This is a genomic window from Pseudomonas sp. WHRI 8519, assembly GCF_040224055.2.
GTDB lineage: Bacteria > Pseudomonadota > Gammaproteobacteria > Pseudomonadales > Pseudomonadaceae > Aquipseudomonas > Aquipseudomonas putida_X.
The window spans coordinates 248,642-262,825 of sequence record NZ_CP167996.1 but is presented as its reverse complement, the minus strand read 5'-3'; the positions used below and the strand labels follow the sequence as shown (position 1 = coordinate 262,825).

At 62.3% G+C, this 14,184-nt stretch carries 17 protein-coding genes; 5 read left to right on the top strand and 12 right to left on the bottom strand.

Features of this window, described 5'->3' with window-relative positions:
- Positions 1-14: 14 nt before the first annotated feature.
- Positions 15-518, bottom strand: a complete 504-nt coding sequence (locus ABRP30_RS01270) for a DUF523 domain-containing protein (protein WP_349975912.1) — start codon at positions 516-518, stop codon at positions 15-17.
- The gene (locus ABRP30_RS01265; protein WP_267824155.1) at positions 505-1,140 is read right to left on the bottom strand and encodes a 2OG-Fe(II) oxygenase; all 636 of its coding nucleotides are present in this window, start codon (positions 1,138-1,140) and stop codon (positions 505-507) included. Before ABRP30_RS01265 ends, ABRP30_RS01270 begins: the two co-directional genes overlap by 14 nt.
- 110 nt (positions 1,141-1,250) lie before the next feature.
- Between ABRP30_RS01265 and ABRP30_RS01260 the strand changes: the two genes are divergently transcribed.
- A complete protein-coding gene (locus tag ABRP30_RS01260; RefSeq protein ID WP_349975911.1) occupies positions 1,251-2,003 on the top strand; it encodes a DUF2059 domain-containing protein in 753 nt (250 codons plus the stop codon).
- Here the strand turns inward: ABRP30_RS01260 and ABRP30_RS01255 are convergent, their stop codons facing one another.
- Positions 2,004-2,930 carry an alpha/beta hydrolase gene (locus ABRP30_RS01255; protein WP_267820228.1) on the bottom strand — a complete coding sequence of 309 codons (927 nt, stop codon included), beginning with the start codon at positions 2,928-2,930 and terminating at the stop codon, positions 2,004-2,006.
- Between the two features lie 145 nt (positions 2,931-3,075).
- On the opposite strand from ABRP30_RS01255, the gene ABRP30_RS01250 reads away from it, so the two are divergent.
- The 3 genes from ABRP30_RS01250 to ABRP30_RS01240 are packed head-to-tail and all read left to right on the top strand — an operon-like array spanning position 3,076 to position 4,092.
- Positions 3,076-3,639, top strand: a complete 564-nt coding sequence (locus ABRP30_RS01250; RefSeq protein WP_267820226.1) for a DUF6436 domain-containing protein — start codon at positions 3,076-3,078, stop codon at positions 3,637-3,639.
- Positions 3,640-3,646: 7 nt separating this feature from the next.
- Entirely contained in the window at positions 3,647-3,820 is a 174-nt protein-coding gene (locus tag ABRP30_RS01245) for a hypothetical protein (protein ID WP_349975910.1), read from the top strand.
- A complete protein-coding gene (locus tag ABRP30_RS01240; RefSeq protein WP_349975909.1) occupies positions 3,817-4,092 on the top strand; it encodes a bacteriocin immunity protein in 276 nt (91 codons plus the stop codon). Before ABRP30_RS01245 ends, ABRP30_RS01240 begins: the two co-directional genes overlap by 4 nt.
- Before the next feature lie 37 nt (positions 4,093-4,129).
- On the opposite strand, the gene ABRP30_RS01235 is transcribed toward ABRP30_RS01240, so the two are convergent.
- Complete coding sequence (locus ABRP30_RS01235; protein WP_349975908.1) at positions 4,130-4,681, bottom strand: sugar O-acetyltransferase; 552 nt, start codon at positions 4,679-4,681, stop codon at positions 4,130-4,132.
- Positions 4,682-4,766: 85 nt separating this feature from the next.
- Between ABRP30_RS01235 and ABRP30_RS01230 the strand changes: the two genes are divergently transcribed.
- Positions 4,767-7,130, top strand: coding sequence for a penicillin acylase family protein (locus tag ABRP30_RS01230; protein WP_349975907.1), 2,364 nt, complete (start codon positions 4,767-4,769; stop codon positions 7,128-7,130).
- 239 nt (positions 7,131-7,369) lie between these two features.
- Here ABRP30_RS01230 and ABRP30_RS01225 read toward each other — a convergent pair whose 3' ends face one another.
- The 8 genes from ABRP30_RS01225 to cysW all read right to left on the bottom strand — a co-directional run bounded on the left by ABRP30_RS01225 (position 7,370) and on the right by cysW (position 14,182).
- Positions 7,370-8,155, bottom strand: a complete 786-nt coding sequence (locus tag ABRP30_RS01225) for a MetQ/NlpA family ABC transporter substrate-binding protein (RefSeq protein ID WP_241805030.1) — start codon at positions 8,153-8,155, stop codon at positions 7,370-7,372.
- 176 nt (positions 8,156-8,331) lie between these two features.
- Positions 8,332-9,162 (bottom strand): sigma 54-interacting transcriptional regulator, encoded by an 831-nt coding sequence (locus tag ABRP30_RS01220; RefSeq protein WP_267820215.1) that lies wholly within the window; start codon positions 9,160-9,162, stop codon positions 8,332-8,334.
- A gap of 63 nt (positions 9,163-9,225) precedes the next feature.
- Positions 9,226-9,807, bottom strand: a complete 582-nt coding sequence (locus ABRP30_RS01215; RefSeq protein WP_267820213.1) for an alpha/beta hydrolase — start codon at positions 9,805-9,807, stop codon at positions 9,226-9,228.
- A gap of 260 nt (positions 9,808-10,067) precedes the next feature.
- Positions 10,068-10,469: a biopolymer transporter ExbD gene (locus ABRP30_RS01210; RefSeq protein ID WP_267820211.1), complete on the bottom strand. Its 402-nt coding sequence runs from the start codon at positions 10,467-10,469 to the stop codon at positions 10,068-10,070.
- 1 nt (position 10,470) lies between these two features.
- Positions 10,471-11,190 (bottom strand): MotA/TolQ/ExbB proton channel family protein, encoded by a 720-nt coding sequence (locus tag ABRP30_RS01205; RefSeq protein WP_349975906.1) that lies wholly within the window; start codon positions 11,188-11,190, stop codon positions 10,471-10,473.
- 30 nt (positions 11,191-11,220) lie between these two features.
- Positions 11,221-12,015 (bottom strand): energy transducer TonB, encoded by a 795-nt coding sequence (locus tag ABRP30_RS01200; protein WP_267820207.1) that lies wholly within the window; start codon positions 12,013-12,015, stop codon positions 11,221-11,223.
- 304 nt (positions 12,016-12,319) lie between these two features.
- A complete protein-coding gene (locus tag ABRP30_RS01195) occupies positions 12,320-13,309 on the bottom strand; it encodes a sulfate/molybdate ABC transporter ATP-binding protein (protein ID WP_267820205.1) in 990 nt (329 codons plus the stop codon).
- A gap of 3 nt (positions 13,310-13,312) precedes the next feature.
- Positions 13,313-14,182, bottom strand: a complete 870-nt coding sequence (gene cysW / locus ABRP30_RS01190; RefSeq protein ID WP_241805027.1) for a sulfate ABC transporter permease subunit CysW — start codon at positions 14,180-14,182, stop codon at positions 13,313-13,315.
- Positions 14,183-14,184: the final 2 nt, after the last annotated feature.

Genomic DNA, 14,184 nt, shown 5'->3' with positions numbered 1-14,184 from the left:
GGGCCAGTACCCAACTACGCTGACAGCCCAGCCAGCGCTCGCTGGGCCTCTTCCAACTCCAGTTCACTGAACACCAGCACGCCCTCCCGCCGCAGCAGTGCGGTGGTCACCCCCTGCCCTGGCACTTTCACCCCAGCGAACGTGCCATCGTAGGTCAAGCGGTTGCCACACGAAGGGCTGCCCGCCTTGAGCACCGCCACCCGGATGCCATGCCGACGCACCAGCGCCAGCGCCTGCCGGGCACCGGCAAGAAAGGCCGCGCTTACGTCCTCGCCATCGATCGTCAGCACCTGCGTGGCGCCATCGAGCACCTCGCCGCCCTGCCCGCCCGGTATCTCCGCGGGCGGGCGCGGTGTGGGCAGGCCACCCGCCACCTCCGGGCACAACGGCACCACACGCCCTTCAGCCTGCCAGCGCTGCAACAGATCAGGATGGCCGCTGGCGCGCCCGTCATACCGCACCGGTTGCCCCAGCAGGCAGGCGCTGACCAGCACCTTGGGCAGGTCAGAACGGGTCATTGCCACGGCGCCGGAACCACCCCGTCAACGAAAGCCGCTCACGCCCCGCAGGCAAGACTTCATGAGGCACTTCACCCGATAGAAACACCACCAGGCAACCGGCCACGGGCAGCACATCATGCTCGACAGCGTCAGCCAGGAACATGCGCAACTGGCCACCATCCTGCGGCTGCCAGTTTTCATTGAGGTAAAGCACGGCCGAAACCATGCGCCGGTCGTCGTCGCGGAAACGGTCAAGGTGGCGACGGTAGAACGCACCTGCCGGGTACAGGGCGAAGTGACACTCGAAGTCTTCAAGGCCCAGGAACAGCCCCTGGTTGATGGCCAGACGCAGCTGGTCCATCGCTTCAAGGTACTGATCGCAGGCCTGGGCCTGACCCGGGTCGATCCACTGGATCTGGTCCCCGCGGATCGCCTCGCGCACCTCCTGGGCCACACCGCGCCCCACCCCAGCGGGGTTGAGCTGGCCTTCGGCATCACGCCGACGACACTCGGCCGCAAGCGCGCCGACCAGCTCAGCAGGCAGGAAAAGGGCCTGCTGCGACCAGCCACGGGTGGCCAGATCGTCAACGACGGCTGCAAGCATCGGGTTTTCAGGGGAGATAGGCATGGCGCGCATCATATCCATTAGCCATGCCCTCGCACAGCGCCACTTGGCCGAGAAACACGCCCCTATCTCGACAAACCGGCGCCGAGCCAAGGACAATAGCCATCTGCCGACAGGAGTCCTGAATGCGCCGTCTGTTTTCCCTGATTTTGCTGATGATCTGCACCGTGCCTGTCTGGGCAGACAGCCTCGATCAGCTCTACAAGGCCGCCGGCTGGCCCGACCAGCGCGCCCATTTCAATGATGCCGTGAGCGCCGCCCAGCAGCGCTACCGCAACAGCCTGCCGCCTGCGGTTTACCAGGCGCTGGTCAGCAACAGCAATCAGCGCTTCCAAGCTGAGGCCATGGACCGCCGTGCCCAGGCACAATTGCGCAGCGCGCTGCCCGACCCTGCGCCGGCGCTGGCCTTTTTCCAGTCACCGCTGGGGCGCAAGATCGTAGCTGCCGAACTGCTGGCCACTCGCAAGGACCAACTGGCCAAGCACGCCAAGGGCTTGCCGAAAATCCAGGCCAGCGATGACCGTCTGCTGATCATCGGGCACCTGGCTCAGGCCCTCCCGGCCCGCGAAGCCGGTGCCGAGGTTAGCCTGGCGATCGCCGGCGTAGCGGCGGACAGCCTCAGTTCGATGATCCCCGGCCTGTTCGGCGGTGGCCAGGCCCAAGGCCTGCTCGATGGCCAGCGCCAGCGGCTGATGAACCAGATTGGCGAAGACCTCAACAACACGTTGCTATACGTGTACCGCGACCTGTCCGACGCCGAGCTGGAAGAGTTCGCCACCTTCGCCGAGTCACCCGAAGGCAAAGCGTACTACCAAGCCGCCGTGGCAGCTGTGCGCGCCGGCCTGGCTGTCGGCCAGAGCGGCGCGAACCTCAAGTGATCAGCCCAAGCGCTGGTCGATGAAGTCGAAATAGCGCTGGCGGATGGCCGGCAGTTCGTTGGCCAGGTGGTGACGGGCTTCGGGCAGCAGCAGTATCTGGGGCTCGGCGAACTTGGCCTTGAGCACTTCGAGGTTGTAGGGCCAGTCCACTGTGCCGTCAGCCTGCCCCTGCACGATCAATGGTCGCCGCGCACTGCAGGGCGCAGCCTCGATCCGCTTGACCCAGGCCATCAGCGCGCCGACCCAGGCTGTCGGCAGGCGCCGAGGCTGAAGCGGGTCGGCCTCCAGGAACGGCAGGAACGTCGGGTCATTGCTGTTCTCGCTGAAGCGCCGCTCAATGCCATTGACGAAGTGGCGCAACACTCGATAACTGAGTTTCGACCACAGCCACGCGCGTGGGCGCACGAGCGGGGCAAGCAGAATGATCTGGCCATCAACAGGGCTCTGTAGCCCCTGATGCAACAGGTGATCGACGGCGATGGCGCCGCCCGTGCTCTGCCCGCACAGGTGCCAGGGGTGCGGCAGCTGCAGCAGGCGCGCCTGTTCGAACAGGGCGTCCAGTACCTGCTGGTACACTGCGAAATCACTGATGCTGGCCCGCTCACCACTGGACAGGCCGTGGCCGGGCAGATCGCAGCTGATCACGGCGAAACCCTGCTGGAGTGCCCACTCGATCACATGCCGGTAGAGACCCATGTGGTCGTAGTAGCCGTGCAGCAAGAACAGCGTGGCGATGGGCTGTTCGGGCAACCAGGCCTGCCCGACCAGGTCGAAGCCCGCCGCCTGGAACCCGCCCAGCCAGCTGTGTGCCGGCAAGTTCAGGCCGTAGAAGCGCTGGTAGTCCTGCGCCTGGTTCGTCAACGGCTGACGAGCGGCCAGCGGCGCCAGGTGGGTGCGCAGGAGGTCGGGGTGAAAAGCAGCGGGCATCGAGCACATCCACATTGATGCAAGTATTGATCTGGAATCTTCAGCTCTGGGCGGCGTCGTGGCAAGCTTGCTCACCTTTGAGCAGCCCCTGTCCTGCACAAAGCCTGAATGCTGGCCCGCTCCCACAAAGGTCCACCGACTGGTCATGAATAGCCGAATCATCAAACCGCTGAGCGCGGTAATTGCCTTGCTGGTTGGCGCCGTCATCCTCTGGCAGGCCTACACCACCTTCCAGGCCCGCTACCTGCGCCCGTTCGGCAACCAGGTCACGCTGTTCAATGGCAGCCAGCTGCAGCTCCCCGCCGAGCTGGCCGGCCCCGGCCCGATCCGCGTGGTGCATTTCTGGGACCCTGCCTGCCCGTGCAACGTCAGCAACCAGCAGCACCTGGGCGACCTGGTCAGCCAGTTCGCCAGCCAGGACGTGGCCTTCCACGTGCTGCAAAAGCCCGGCAGCCACGGCCTGTTGCCCGCCAACCTGAACAGCCTGCAGCCCATCGCCAACGTGCCAGGCAGCGAACACCTGCCCGCCTCCCCCGCCGTGGCCATCTGGGACCACCAGGGCAACCTCGCCTATTTCGGCCCTTACAGCGAAGGCGCAGTGTGCAATGCCAGCAACAGCTTCATCGAACCGATCATCAAGGCGTTGCTCGCATCACGACCCGTGCAGGCCACCGATACCTTGGCCGTAGGGTGCTATTGCCCCTGGTAGATAGCGGGTGTCCGATAGATATCCATTCGCACCCGAGAGCCATGGGGTTGCAAGACGGACAAAAATAGAACCCCATCACAAGCATGAAATCGCAAACGGTGGCGCTGTGTATGATTTGGACAATCTATTGCTCATGACGCCTCGAGTTCATATTGATCACCACAAGGAGAGCAATCAATGACCCTCAAGGAAAAATTGGAGGATTACACAGAAGATGAGTTCCTCACACTCATAACAGAGCTATACGAGAATCGCGCAGGCCGTCGCGGCGCTGAGTTGGAAAGTTTTCGAGACATGATTGTTTTCAACTTTAGAACAATCACAGAGCACCCAGATGGAGCAGACGTCCTTACTAGGCCTCCAGCAAACTCGGACAAGAGCTCTCGAGGCATCGTAAACCGTATAAAAGAATGGCGCGCCGCCAACGGCAAACCCGGCTTCAAACCTGCCTGACACCGAGCCCCGCGGCAACACCGCAGGGCTTTTCATATCACCCTCGCACCCGCGCCGGGTTCCCCACCACCGTCACACCCGCCGGCACATCGCGGGTCACCACGCTACCTGCACCGACCACGGCATTGTCGCCAATGCTCACCCCCGGCAGGATGACCGCCGCGCCACCAATCCACACATTGTTGCCGATGGTCACTGGCCTTCCGCTCTCCAGCCCGGTACGCCGAATTTCAGGGTCTAGCGGGTGATCGGCAGTGTAGATCTGCACCGCCGGGCCGATCTGGCAATCATCGCCGATACGTACCGGCAGCACGTCCAGGATCACACAGTTGAAATTCATGAAGGTATTGCGGCCGACGCTGATGTTGTAGCCGTAGTCGCAATAGAACGGTGGGCGATTGACCGTGCCTTCGCCCACATGGCCGAAGTGCTCGGCAAGCAAGCCGTTGCGGGCTTCGTTAAGCAGGTCGACGCTGGCGTTGTAGCGCTGCATCCAGTGCTTGGTGGCGATTTGCTCGGCCTGCAGTTCGGGGCAGCCGGCATGGTAGAGCTGACCACTAAGCATTTTCTGTTTTTCGCTGAGAAACATGGAACTCCTGTAGAGGGCTATGCTCTTTGCGCAAATCCGCCGAAGATCGGACCACAATTTCCGCTCGAATGCACAAGGAGCCTCGATGAAGCGCAGCCTGACCCTGTTAGCCGTGGTAGTGGCCATGGCCACCGGTGCCGGTTACTGGTACGTGCACGGCAAACTGCCGCAGCGTGACGGCGAGGTAGCGATCGCCGGCCTGCAGGCCCCGGTCAGTGTGCGCTATGACACCCGCGGCGTGCCGCACCTGCAGGCGCAGAACGAAGCAGACCTGTACCGCGCCCTTGGCTACGTGCATGCCCAGGACCGATTGTTCCAGATGGAAATCATGCGCCGCCTGGCCCGCGGAGAGCTGGCCGAGGTGTTGGGCGAAAAGCTGCTGCCCACCGATACCCTGTTCCGCAGCCTGCGCATCCGTGATCAAGCGGCGCTGATGGTGCAGCGGCTGGACCGCCAGTCGCCCGCGTACAAGGCCCTGCAAGCCTACCTCGATGGCATCAACGCCTGGCAAGCGAGCCACCCCAAGCCCATGGAGTTCGACCTGATCGGCATCACGCCCAGGCCGTTCACTGCTGAGGATACCCTGAGCATCGCCGGCTACCTGGCCTACAGTTTTGCCGCCGCGTTCCGCACCGAGCCTGCCTTGACCTATATCCGCGACCAGCTCGGGCCGCAGTACCTGAAGATGTTCGACCTCGACTGGCAACCTGACGGCGCGTTGGGTACCCCGCTGGCGACGGCCGATTGGCAGGGCCTTGAAGCCCTCGCCCGCCTCAGCCACGAAGCCCTTGGCGATGCCGGCATTCCCCAATTCGAAGGCAGCAATGCCTGGGCAGTGGCCGGCAGCCGTACCCGCAGCGGCAAGCCGCTGCTGGCCGGCGATCCGCACATCAGCTTCGCGGTGCCGGCCGTCTGGTACGAGGCCGAGCTGTCGGCGCCAGGGTTCAACCTGTACGGCTACTTCCAGGCGTTGAACCCGTTCGCGCTGCTCGGTCACAATCGCGACTTCGGCTGGAGCCTGACCATGTTCCAGAACGACGACGTCGACCTGATTGCGGAAAAGACCAACCCGGCAAACAGCGATCAGGTCATGGTCAACGGCCAATGGCGAACACTGGAAAAGACTGAGGAGAAAATCGCCGTCAAAGGCGAGCAGCCGGTCGTCATCAGCCTGCGCCGCTCACCCCACGGGCCGATCGTCAACGACGTGCTGGGCGCGACCGCCGGCACGACGCCAATTGCCATGTGGTGGGCGTTTCTGGAAACCGACAATCCGATCCTCGAAGGCTTCTATCAGCTCAACCGTGCCGACTCCCTTGCCAAGATGCGCGAGGCGGCGGCCATGGTTCAGGCGCCTGGGCTCAACTTCGTCTGGGCCAGTGCAGGTGGCGACATTGGTTGGTGGGCGGCGGCGCAACTGCCGATCCGCCCGGATGGCGTCAACCCGTCGTTCATCCTCGATGGCGCGAGCGCCCAGGCCGACAAGCTGGGTTTCTATCCATTCAGCGTCAACCCACAGCAGGAAAACCCGGCCAGCGGTTACATCGTTTCAGCCAATTACCAGCCGCCAGCGGCGGTACCGATACCGGGCTATTACAACTTGCCGGACCGGGGCCGTCAGCTGGAGCGCCACCTGGCCAACCCGCAGGTGAAGTGGGATACCCAGAGCAGCCAGGCGCTGCAACTGGACACCGCCAACGACTATGGCCCACGCACCCTGGCGCCCCTGCTCGCGACCCTGCGCGACATCGCCCAGGGCGATGAGGAAAAAGAGCTGGTCGAGCAACTGGCCGCTTGGCGCGGAGATCACCCGCTGGACTCGACCAGCGCCACGCTGTTCAACCAGTTTCTCTACCAGTTGGCCCATGCCGCGCTGCATGACGAGCTGGGCGACACCTGGTTCCCGGTGCTCATCAGTACCCGGACCATCGACTCTGCCCTGCCACGCTTGGCAGCGGACGCGCAATCACCGTGGTGGGACACGCGCGGTGCCGACCAGCGTACCGACCGCACCGCCATCGTGCGCATCGCTTGGCAGCAAACCCTCGCGCACCTGCGTGAAACCTTTGGCAAAGACCCAGCCAGCTGGCAATGGGGCAAGGCGCATACCCTGACGCACAACCATCCACTGGGTGTTAAAAAACCGTTGAACCTGCTGTTCAAAGTCGGCCCGTTTGCCGCACCGGGCACCCATGAAGTGCCCAATAACCTGTCAGCGAAAATCGGGCCGGCGCCGTGGCCGGTGACGTATGGGCCTTCGACCCGGCGGCTGATCGACTTCGCCGACGTTGGCCAGGCCTTGACCAGCAACCCGGTCGGGCAAAGTGGCGTGCCGTTTGACCGCCACTATTCGGACCAGGCTGAAGGCTATATCGAGGGGCAATATCAGCGCGCCCAGATGGGGGTGATACCGGCTCACACTACCTTGCGTCTGGTGCCGACAGAGTGATGGAAACTTTTCTTCGGGTCGGCTTCTCCAAGAGCTTCAGGTTGCGATCCGCACGGCCATCACACTACAAGGACGATAACGATGAAAAGCCCCTGCCCGACTGACGCCAACGAACAACTGCTGTGGCTGCTTGCATTGAGCCGGGCACTGGGTAGCCAACGCTGAGCGTTGGGCCACCGCAAAAAAAAACGCCGACGCAAATGCGTCGGCGTTTTTCGTACAAGGGGGAAGCAGGCGTATCAGAACGCCGGCAGCACCGCACCGCTGTACTTCTTGGCGATGAATGCCTTGACCTCAGGGCTGGTCAGGGCCTTGGCCAGCTTCTGCATAGCCTCGCTGTTCTTGTTGTCCGGGCGGGCCACCAGGAAGTTCACGTACGGCGAATCGCTACCCTCGATCACCAACGCATCTTTGGCCGGGTTCAGGCCAGCTTCCAGGGCGTAGTTGGTGTTGATCATGTCCAGGTCCACCTGGTCCAGCACACGCGCCAGCATGGCCGACTCAAGTTCCTTGAACTTCAGGTTCTTCGGGTTCTCGGCAATGTCTTTCGGAGTGGCCAGGGCGTTTTTAGGATCTTTCAGGGTGATCAGGCCAGCCTTCTGCAGCAGGATCAGGGCGCGGCCACTGTTGCTGCCTTCGTTAGGAATGGCAACGGTAGCGCCATCCTTGAGTTCGGACAGGTTCTTGATCTTCTTCGAGTAGCCACCGAACGGCTCGACGTGCACGCCGATCACGGTTTCCAGATGGGTACCTTTACCTTCGTTGAAGCTCTTCAGGTAAGGCAGGGTCTGGAAGTAGTTAGCGTCCAGACGCTTCTGATCTACCTGTACGTTGGGTTGTACGTAGTCAGTGAAGACCTTGATCTGCAGGTCCACGCCTTCCTTGGCCAAGGTCGGCTTGATCAGCTCCAGAATTTCGGCGTGGGGCACAGGGGTAGCGGCAACCACCAGTTTTTCGGCGGCGGCAGCCAGGCCGGAGAACGACAGGGCAGCGGCCAGGGCGGTGGTCAGCAGGGTCTTCTTCATGGTGGTCCTTGTTTTGTTTCTGGGCCATCGGTGATGGCGAAGTCAGATGCCCAACCGTTTCATCAGCGGGCGTGGGGCGCAAGATACCGAGAATTTTTATTCCGCAACAATACCTTTTAATTAGCTGCTTATTCCAAAAGCAAATTGCCATTAGCCCATTTGCTTATGAGCCACGTCTAGCGTGCGGTGTTCGGCAGGTCGAGGTCCTCTGGCTGGATCTGTTCACTGTCATTGACCAGCAGGGCGAAGTGGATGATGTTCTCCAGTTCGCGGGTATTGCCAGGCCATGCGTGGGCTTCGAGCACCTGCTGGGCCGCTTCGCTGATCAACGGCACCGGGCGCTGCAGGCGTGCACAGTAGATGCCCACGAAATACTCAGCCAACGGCAGGATATCGCCGCAGCGCTCACGCAACGGAGGAAGCTCCAGCGCGCCCTCGCGCAGGTACTGGTACAAGCGTTCGTTGAATCTGCCCGCTTTTACAACCCGCGCCAGGTCAATGCTGGTCGCAGCCACCAATCGCACGTCCACCGGCTGCGGCTGATGCGCACCGACGCGGGTGACCTCGCGGTTTTCCAGAGCGGCCAGCAGCTTGCCTTGGATCGCCAACGGCAAGTCGGCGATTTCGTCCAGGTACAGCGTGCCGCCGTTGGCCGAGCCGAACCAGCCCGCCCGGCTGCTGGCGGTGCCACCATGGGTGCCGGCACTGTAGCCGAACAGCTCGGCATCGGCGTAGGTAGGGCTGATGGCCGCGCAGTTTACCGAGACGAAGAGCCCGGCACGATCACTGGCCCGGTGAATTTGCCGTGCCAGCAACTCCTTGCCGGTCCCCGTCTCACCGCGGATCAGCACCGGCAGGGCTTGCGGTGCCAGGTATTCCAGCGCCTGACGCAACTGCTGCGAGCGTGGGTCGATGAACACCAGCGCCTTGGCACGAATGCTGAGCGGGCTCTTGTCCAGTTCAGGGAAGGTCAGCAGCGGCTGGCCAAACGGGTTTTGAAAAGTCATGACTAACTCCCGCCCAGGCCTCAGCGGGCAGGGCGTCAGGCAAACGATAGACAGGGGTGCCGGTCAGGCGCGGCGCAGCGCGCGCTGTTCCACACGGCTTTGCAAGCGATACAGGTAGGCAAAACCCTGCTCCCAGCGCTCATGCCCGGATTTGACGTTGATATGCCCTGCATTGCTCAGCAACCCCGCTTCTGCGCCCCAAGCCTGCGCCAGGTACAGGGCGCGCGGCACGCTCACGGCCGGGTCGTTGTCCGAGCTGATCACCTGGCTTGGAAACGGCAGGGCCTGCAGCGGGATCGGCGCGAAGTTGCGCAGGGCGGGCGAGCAGGTCGGCCGCTCGACATCCGCCGGGGCAACCAACAGCGCGCCGCGCACGCGCCGCAGCAAGGCCGGCTTGGCCTGGGCAGCCCAATGGACGACAGTGATGCAGCCCAGGCTATGGGCAACGAGTATCACTGGCGAGGGTTCAGCAGCGATTGCCTGCTCCAACGCCTGCACCCAGTCCTGGCGCTGTGGGGTGAGCCAGTCCTGCTGCTCGACCCGCGCGCTGTTGGGCAAGGTGCGTTGCCAGTGACTCTGCCAATGATTGTCTGGCGAGCCTTGCCAACCCGGCACAATCAGGTAGCGGATGGACTCATTGCGCATGGGGACGCCTCCAGTATGTTTGCGTGCTTGGAGACCAGTATAGGGATGGAGCTATGTTCGTAAAGGAATAAGAAGCTATTTATTAATAACCAAATCCAAGATCATAAGCGATCACTCAAGGTGTCGCCCATCGTGACACCAAGTCGCTCCCATGAAGAAAATGCCAATGGCCAGTGCGAAAAAAAAGGGCCAACCCCTGCCAAGAGATATGGCCCCAACGCACTCGCGAAAGTCACTTGCCTGAAGAGGTGTTACAGGTATCAGCGTGCGGTTATCACCGCCAGCTTGGTGATCCCCGCACGTTCGATGGCGGCCATGGCGCGCGCCACTTCGCCGTAGTTGACGCCGTCGTCAGCCTGCAGGTGCACACGGACCTGCGCGTCTTTGTCCTTGGCTGCCTTGAGGTTGGTCTCCAGCAAGTCCGGCTGTATCTCGTCCTTGTTGATGAACAGCTTGCCGGCACCATCGATGCTCACCACCAATGGGTCCTTCTGCTCAACCGGGGCCACGGACTCGGTCTTGGGCAGGTTGATGGGAATGGCATTGGTCAGCAGCGGCGCGGTGACGATGAATACCACCAGCAGCACCAGCATGACGTCCACCAGGGGCGTAACGTTGATTTCACTTAGAACTTCGTCGCTGTCCTGCGTCGAAAAGGCCATGTCAGGACGCCTCCTTCACAGGCTGGGTAAAGCCGGCTTGCACCTTCTGCACGCCAGGATGCACCAGCACACGGAAGGCACTCTTCTGCGCCAGGCTGTAGAAGTCGTGGGCAAAGTCATCCAGATCAGCGGCAGTCAACTTGAGGCGGCGAAGGAAGTAGTTGTAGACCAGTACCGCCGGTACCGCGACGGCGATACCTACTCCGGTAGCTACGAGTGCAGCGCCAATAGGACCAGCCACGGTTTCCAGGCTGGCCGAACCCGCCGCGCTGATGCCTTTGAGTGCTTCCATGATGCCCCATACGGTACCGAACAAGCCGATGAAGGGCGAAGTGCTGCCGATACTGGCCACCACTGCCAAGCCGGATTCAAGCGAGCGCCGCTCCCGCACGATCTGCTGGCGCAGGGCGCGTTCGAGGCGGTCCTGATGATTGATCGCATGGCTCAGGTCATTGGCCTGTGCCTCGCCGACGGCAATGGCGGCATACCCGGACTGGGCGACGCGGGCCGCCGGGCCAGGCAGTTCGTGGCTGATCTGGGCCGCCGCGTCCAGGCTTGAGGCGGCCCAGAACTGCGCGTGGAAGCGTTTGTCCTGGTTTTTCAGCCGCACGAATTGCACGATCTTGACCAGGGCCAGGCTCCAAGTGACGACGGAAAAACCGACCAACAGCCAGATGACTGTACTTTCAACGGATTCGAGGGGGGATGCCAGCAGGCTCATGAGAATGTCTTCCTGTGTTCTGCGAAAAAGTTAACGAAGCTTGAAATCGATCGGCACGCTGACCCAGCCGGCCTGCGCCACGGCGCCCTGCTTGGCGGGGACGAAACTCCAGCGCCTGACCGCCGCCAGGGCGGCAGCGTCGAGGGCATCGCGACCACTGCTTTTCTGGATCTGGATCTGCCCGGGTTTGCCGCTGGCCAAAACCTCCACCCTCAGCAACACGGTGCCTTCCCAGCCGCGGCGCTGAGCCATCTGTGGATACTCTGGCGCCGGGTTCCTCAGGTAAGCGGCGTTGGCCGAGGGCGGCGTGACCGGGGCCGGTGCGGGCGGCGCAGCCGGTGAGGGAGCGGCGACCGGTGCGGGTGCAGGCGGTGGTGCCTCGACAGGCTTGGGCTGCGGTTTAGGCGGTTGCCTGGCCACTGGCTTGGGAGCGGGTTTTGGCTTGGGCTTGGGTTTGGCAGCCAATTCGTCCACTACAGGTGGAGGTGGCGCGACAACCGGTGGCGCCGGGGCTGGCGGTGGCGGTTCGACTGCCGCAGGGGCCGGGGCGGCAAATTCGATGGTCATGGGAGGAATCTTTGGTGGTACCACGGGCAACTCACGCGTCGGGGCCTGGCTCACCCAAAAGGCGCCAGCGCCGTGCACGGCCAGTACCAGCAAAGCCAGCACCAGCTTGTCGCGGCGCTTGAGGCCACTGGCCGGGGTACGTTGCAGCCGGAGCCGGCCCAACGGCAGGCGAAGTGTCCGTCCAAGCTCGACCAGGTCACCCGGTGCAAGGTGGCGTGGCTGGTCGTAGGCCCTGATGGCCGTATGGACATTACCCATTGATCGAACTCCTGGGGTTTCTTGATTCAGGTGTGTGGCTGAATCATCAAGGCAGGAGTCTTATTTCTTAAAGTAATGTTTAAAACTAAAAATAGATCTTTTCCATATATAGGCTGATGTCGGTTTCTTGAAGCCCGCGTAATCCGCGGCCTTCGCACCAGCCCTACATGAGCGATGCAATCCATGCATACAAAACATTCAAAAAAGGCATCGAATTAGCGCAAGGGCCACACAACCGCACCTCATAATCCGCCAGGCAAAAAAAACCCGGGACCATGCCCGGGTTTTCATCCTCTGACGCGGCTCAGATATCCGCCACCTTCTGCCAGACCTTCGGCCTGAAGAACAGTGTTTCACCTCGCGCCAGGCCGGTCAGGCTGTCGTGATCCTTGACCACCTCGGCCTCGATCAGCTCGCTTTGCCCTTCCACCTTCAAGGTCACCCGGGTAGTCGCGCCCAATGGCCGGATATCACGTACCTCGGCGGCGTGGTGCCCTTCTGTTTCATGGCGCGACAGCGACACCTCGTGTGGCCGGAACAGCACATGATGCCCCTCGCTCAACGCCAGGCGGTTGGAGTCGCCGAGGAAGTGGTAGACGAAGTCGTTGGCCGGCGTTTCATACACTTCCCCTGGGGAGCCGATCTGCTCGATCACCCCCTTGTTCATCACCACGATGCGATCGGCCACTTCCATGGCCTCTTCCTGGTCGTGGGTCACGAATACCGAAGTCAGATTGATGTCCTCGTGCAAACGCGCCAGCCAGCGGCGCAATTCCTTGCGCACCTTGGCATCGAGGGCACCGAACGGCTCATCGAGCAGCAGCACCTTGGGCTCCACCGCCAATGCGCGGGCCAGGGCGATACGCTGGCGCTGGCCACCGGACAGCTGTTCGGGGTAGCGGTCCGCCAGCCAGTCCAGCTGCACCATGTTCAGCAGTTCATGCACCTTCTCGGCAATCTTGCTCTCGCTCGGGCGCTCGCCCTTGGGCTTCATGCGCAGGCCGAAGGCAACGTTGTCGAACACGCTCATGTGGCGGAACAGCGCGTAGTGCTGGAACACGAAACCGACGTTGCGATCGCGTACATCGTGGCCGGATACGTCTTCGCCATGGAACACGATGTTGCCGTCGTCTGGCGTTTCCAGGCCGGCGATGATGCGCAGCAGGGTGGTCTTGCCACAGCCTGAGGGGCCGAGCAGGGCCACCAACTCACCGCTGTGGATATCCAGGTTGATGTTGTCCAGGGCCTGGAAGCTGTTGAAGCGCTTGCTGACGTTACGAACTTCGATCGACATGACTTATTCCTCCGCTGCGCTATGGCGCAGGCGGTTAATACGGTTCTCGCTCCACTGCTTGAGCAGCAGGATGAAGAGCGCCAGGATCAGCAACAGGCTGGCCACACTGAAGGCCGCGACGTGGTTGTACTCGTTGTAGAGGATCTCCACGTGCAGCGGCAAGGTATTGGTGACGCCACGGATATGGCCCGAGACCACAGATACCGCACCGAACTCGCCCATGGCCCGCGCGGTACAAAGCACCACACCGTAGATCAGGCCCCACTTGATGTTCGGCAGGGTCACGTGCCAGAACATCTGCCAGCCGTTGGCGCCGAGCAGGCGCGCAGCCTCCTCTTCCTGGGTGCCTTGCTCCTGCATCAGCGGGATCAGCTCACGGGCAACGAAGGGCACGGTGACGAAGATGGTCGCCAACACGATGCCCGGCAAAGCGAAGACGATCTGAATGTCGTGATCCTGCAGCCAAGGCCCGAACAAGCCTTGGGCGCCGAACATCAACACGTAGACCAGGCCGGCGATGACCGGGGATACCGAGAACGGCAGGTCGATCAGGGTGACCAGGATGCTCTTGCCACGGAAGGTGTACTTGCTCACGCACCAGGCGGCGCTGACGCCGAAGACCAGGTTCAGCGGCACCGAGATGACGACCGCGAGCAGCGTCAACTTCAGCGCCGACAAGGCATCAGGCTCGAAGATCGCCTCGAAGAAGGTGCCGAAACCGTTCTTCAGCGCCTGCGACACCACGATCACCAGCGGCAGCAGCAGAAACAGTGCGAACACCAGCCAGCCGAGGCCGATCAGGATGCGCCGCGAGGTGGCGCTGCCACGCCGTGCGGCATTGGCGTCGGCGGTAGTCAGGGATGAACTGGACATGC

Coding starts and splice junctions, on each gene's coding strand:
- ABRP30_RS01270 (WP_349975912.1), bottom strand. CDS start 518: ATGACCCGTTCTGACCTGCCCAAGGTGCTGGTCAGCGCCTGCCTGCTG.
- ABRP30_RS01265 (WP_267824155.1), bottom strand. CDS start 1,140: ATGATGCGCGCCATGCCTATCTCCCCTGAAAACCCGATGCTTGCAGCC.
- ABRP30_RS01260 (WP_349975911.1), top strand. CDS start 1,251: ATGCGCCGTCTGTTTTCCCTGATTTTGCTGATGATCTGCACCGTGCCT.
- ABRP30_RS01255 (WP_267820228.1), bottom strand. CDS start 2,930: ATGCCCGCTGCTTTTCACCCCGACCTCCTGCGCACCCACCTGGCGCCG.
- ABRP30_RS01250 (WP_267820226.1), top strand. CDS start 3,076: ATGAATAGCCGAATCATCAAACCGCTGAGCGCGGTAATTGCCTTGCTG.
- ABRP30_RS01240 (WP_349975909.1), top strand. CDS start 3,817: ATGACCCTCAAGGAAAAATTGGAGGATTACACAGAAGATGAGTTCCTC.
- ABRP30_RS01235 (WP_349975908.1), bottom strand. CDS start 4,681: ATGTTTCTCAGCGAAAAACAGAAAATGCTTAGTGGTCAGCTCTACCAT.
- ABRP30_RS01230 (WP_349975907.1), top strand. CDS start 4,767: ATGAAGCGCAGCCTGACCCTGTTAGCCGTGGTAGTGGCCATGGCCACC.
- ABRP30_RS01225 (WP_241805030.1), bottom strand. CDS start 8,155: ATGAAGAAGACCCTGCTGACCACCGCCCTGGCCGCTGCCCTGTCGTTC.
- ABRP30_RS01220 (WP_267820215.1), bottom strand. CDS start 9,162: ATGACTTTTCAAAACCCGTTTGGCCAGCCGCTGCTGACCTTCCCTGAA.
- ABRP30_RS01215 (WP_267820213.1), bottom strand. CDS start 9,807: ATGCGCAATGAGTCCATCCGCTACCTGATTGTGCCGGGTTGGCAAGGC.
- ABRP30_RS01210 (WP_267820211.1), bottom strand. CDS start 10,469: ATGGCCTTTTCGACGCAGGACAGCGACGAAGTTCTAAGTGAAATCAAC.
- ABRP30_RS01205 (WP_349975906.1), bottom strand. CDS start 11,190: ATGAGCCTGCTGGCATCCCCCCTCGAATCCGTTGAAAGTACAGTCATC.
- ABRP30_RS01200 (WP_267820207.1), bottom strand. CDS start 12,015: ATGGGTAATGTCCATACGGCCATCAGGGCCTACGACCAGCCACGCCAC.
- ABRP30_RS01195 (WP_267820205.1), bottom strand. CDS start 13,309: ATGTCGATCGAAGTTCGTAACGTCAGCAAGCGCTTCAACAGCTTCCAG.
- cysW (WP_241805027.1), bottom strand. CDS start 14,182: ATGTCCAGTTCATCCCTGACTACCGCCGACGCCAATGCCGCACGGCGT.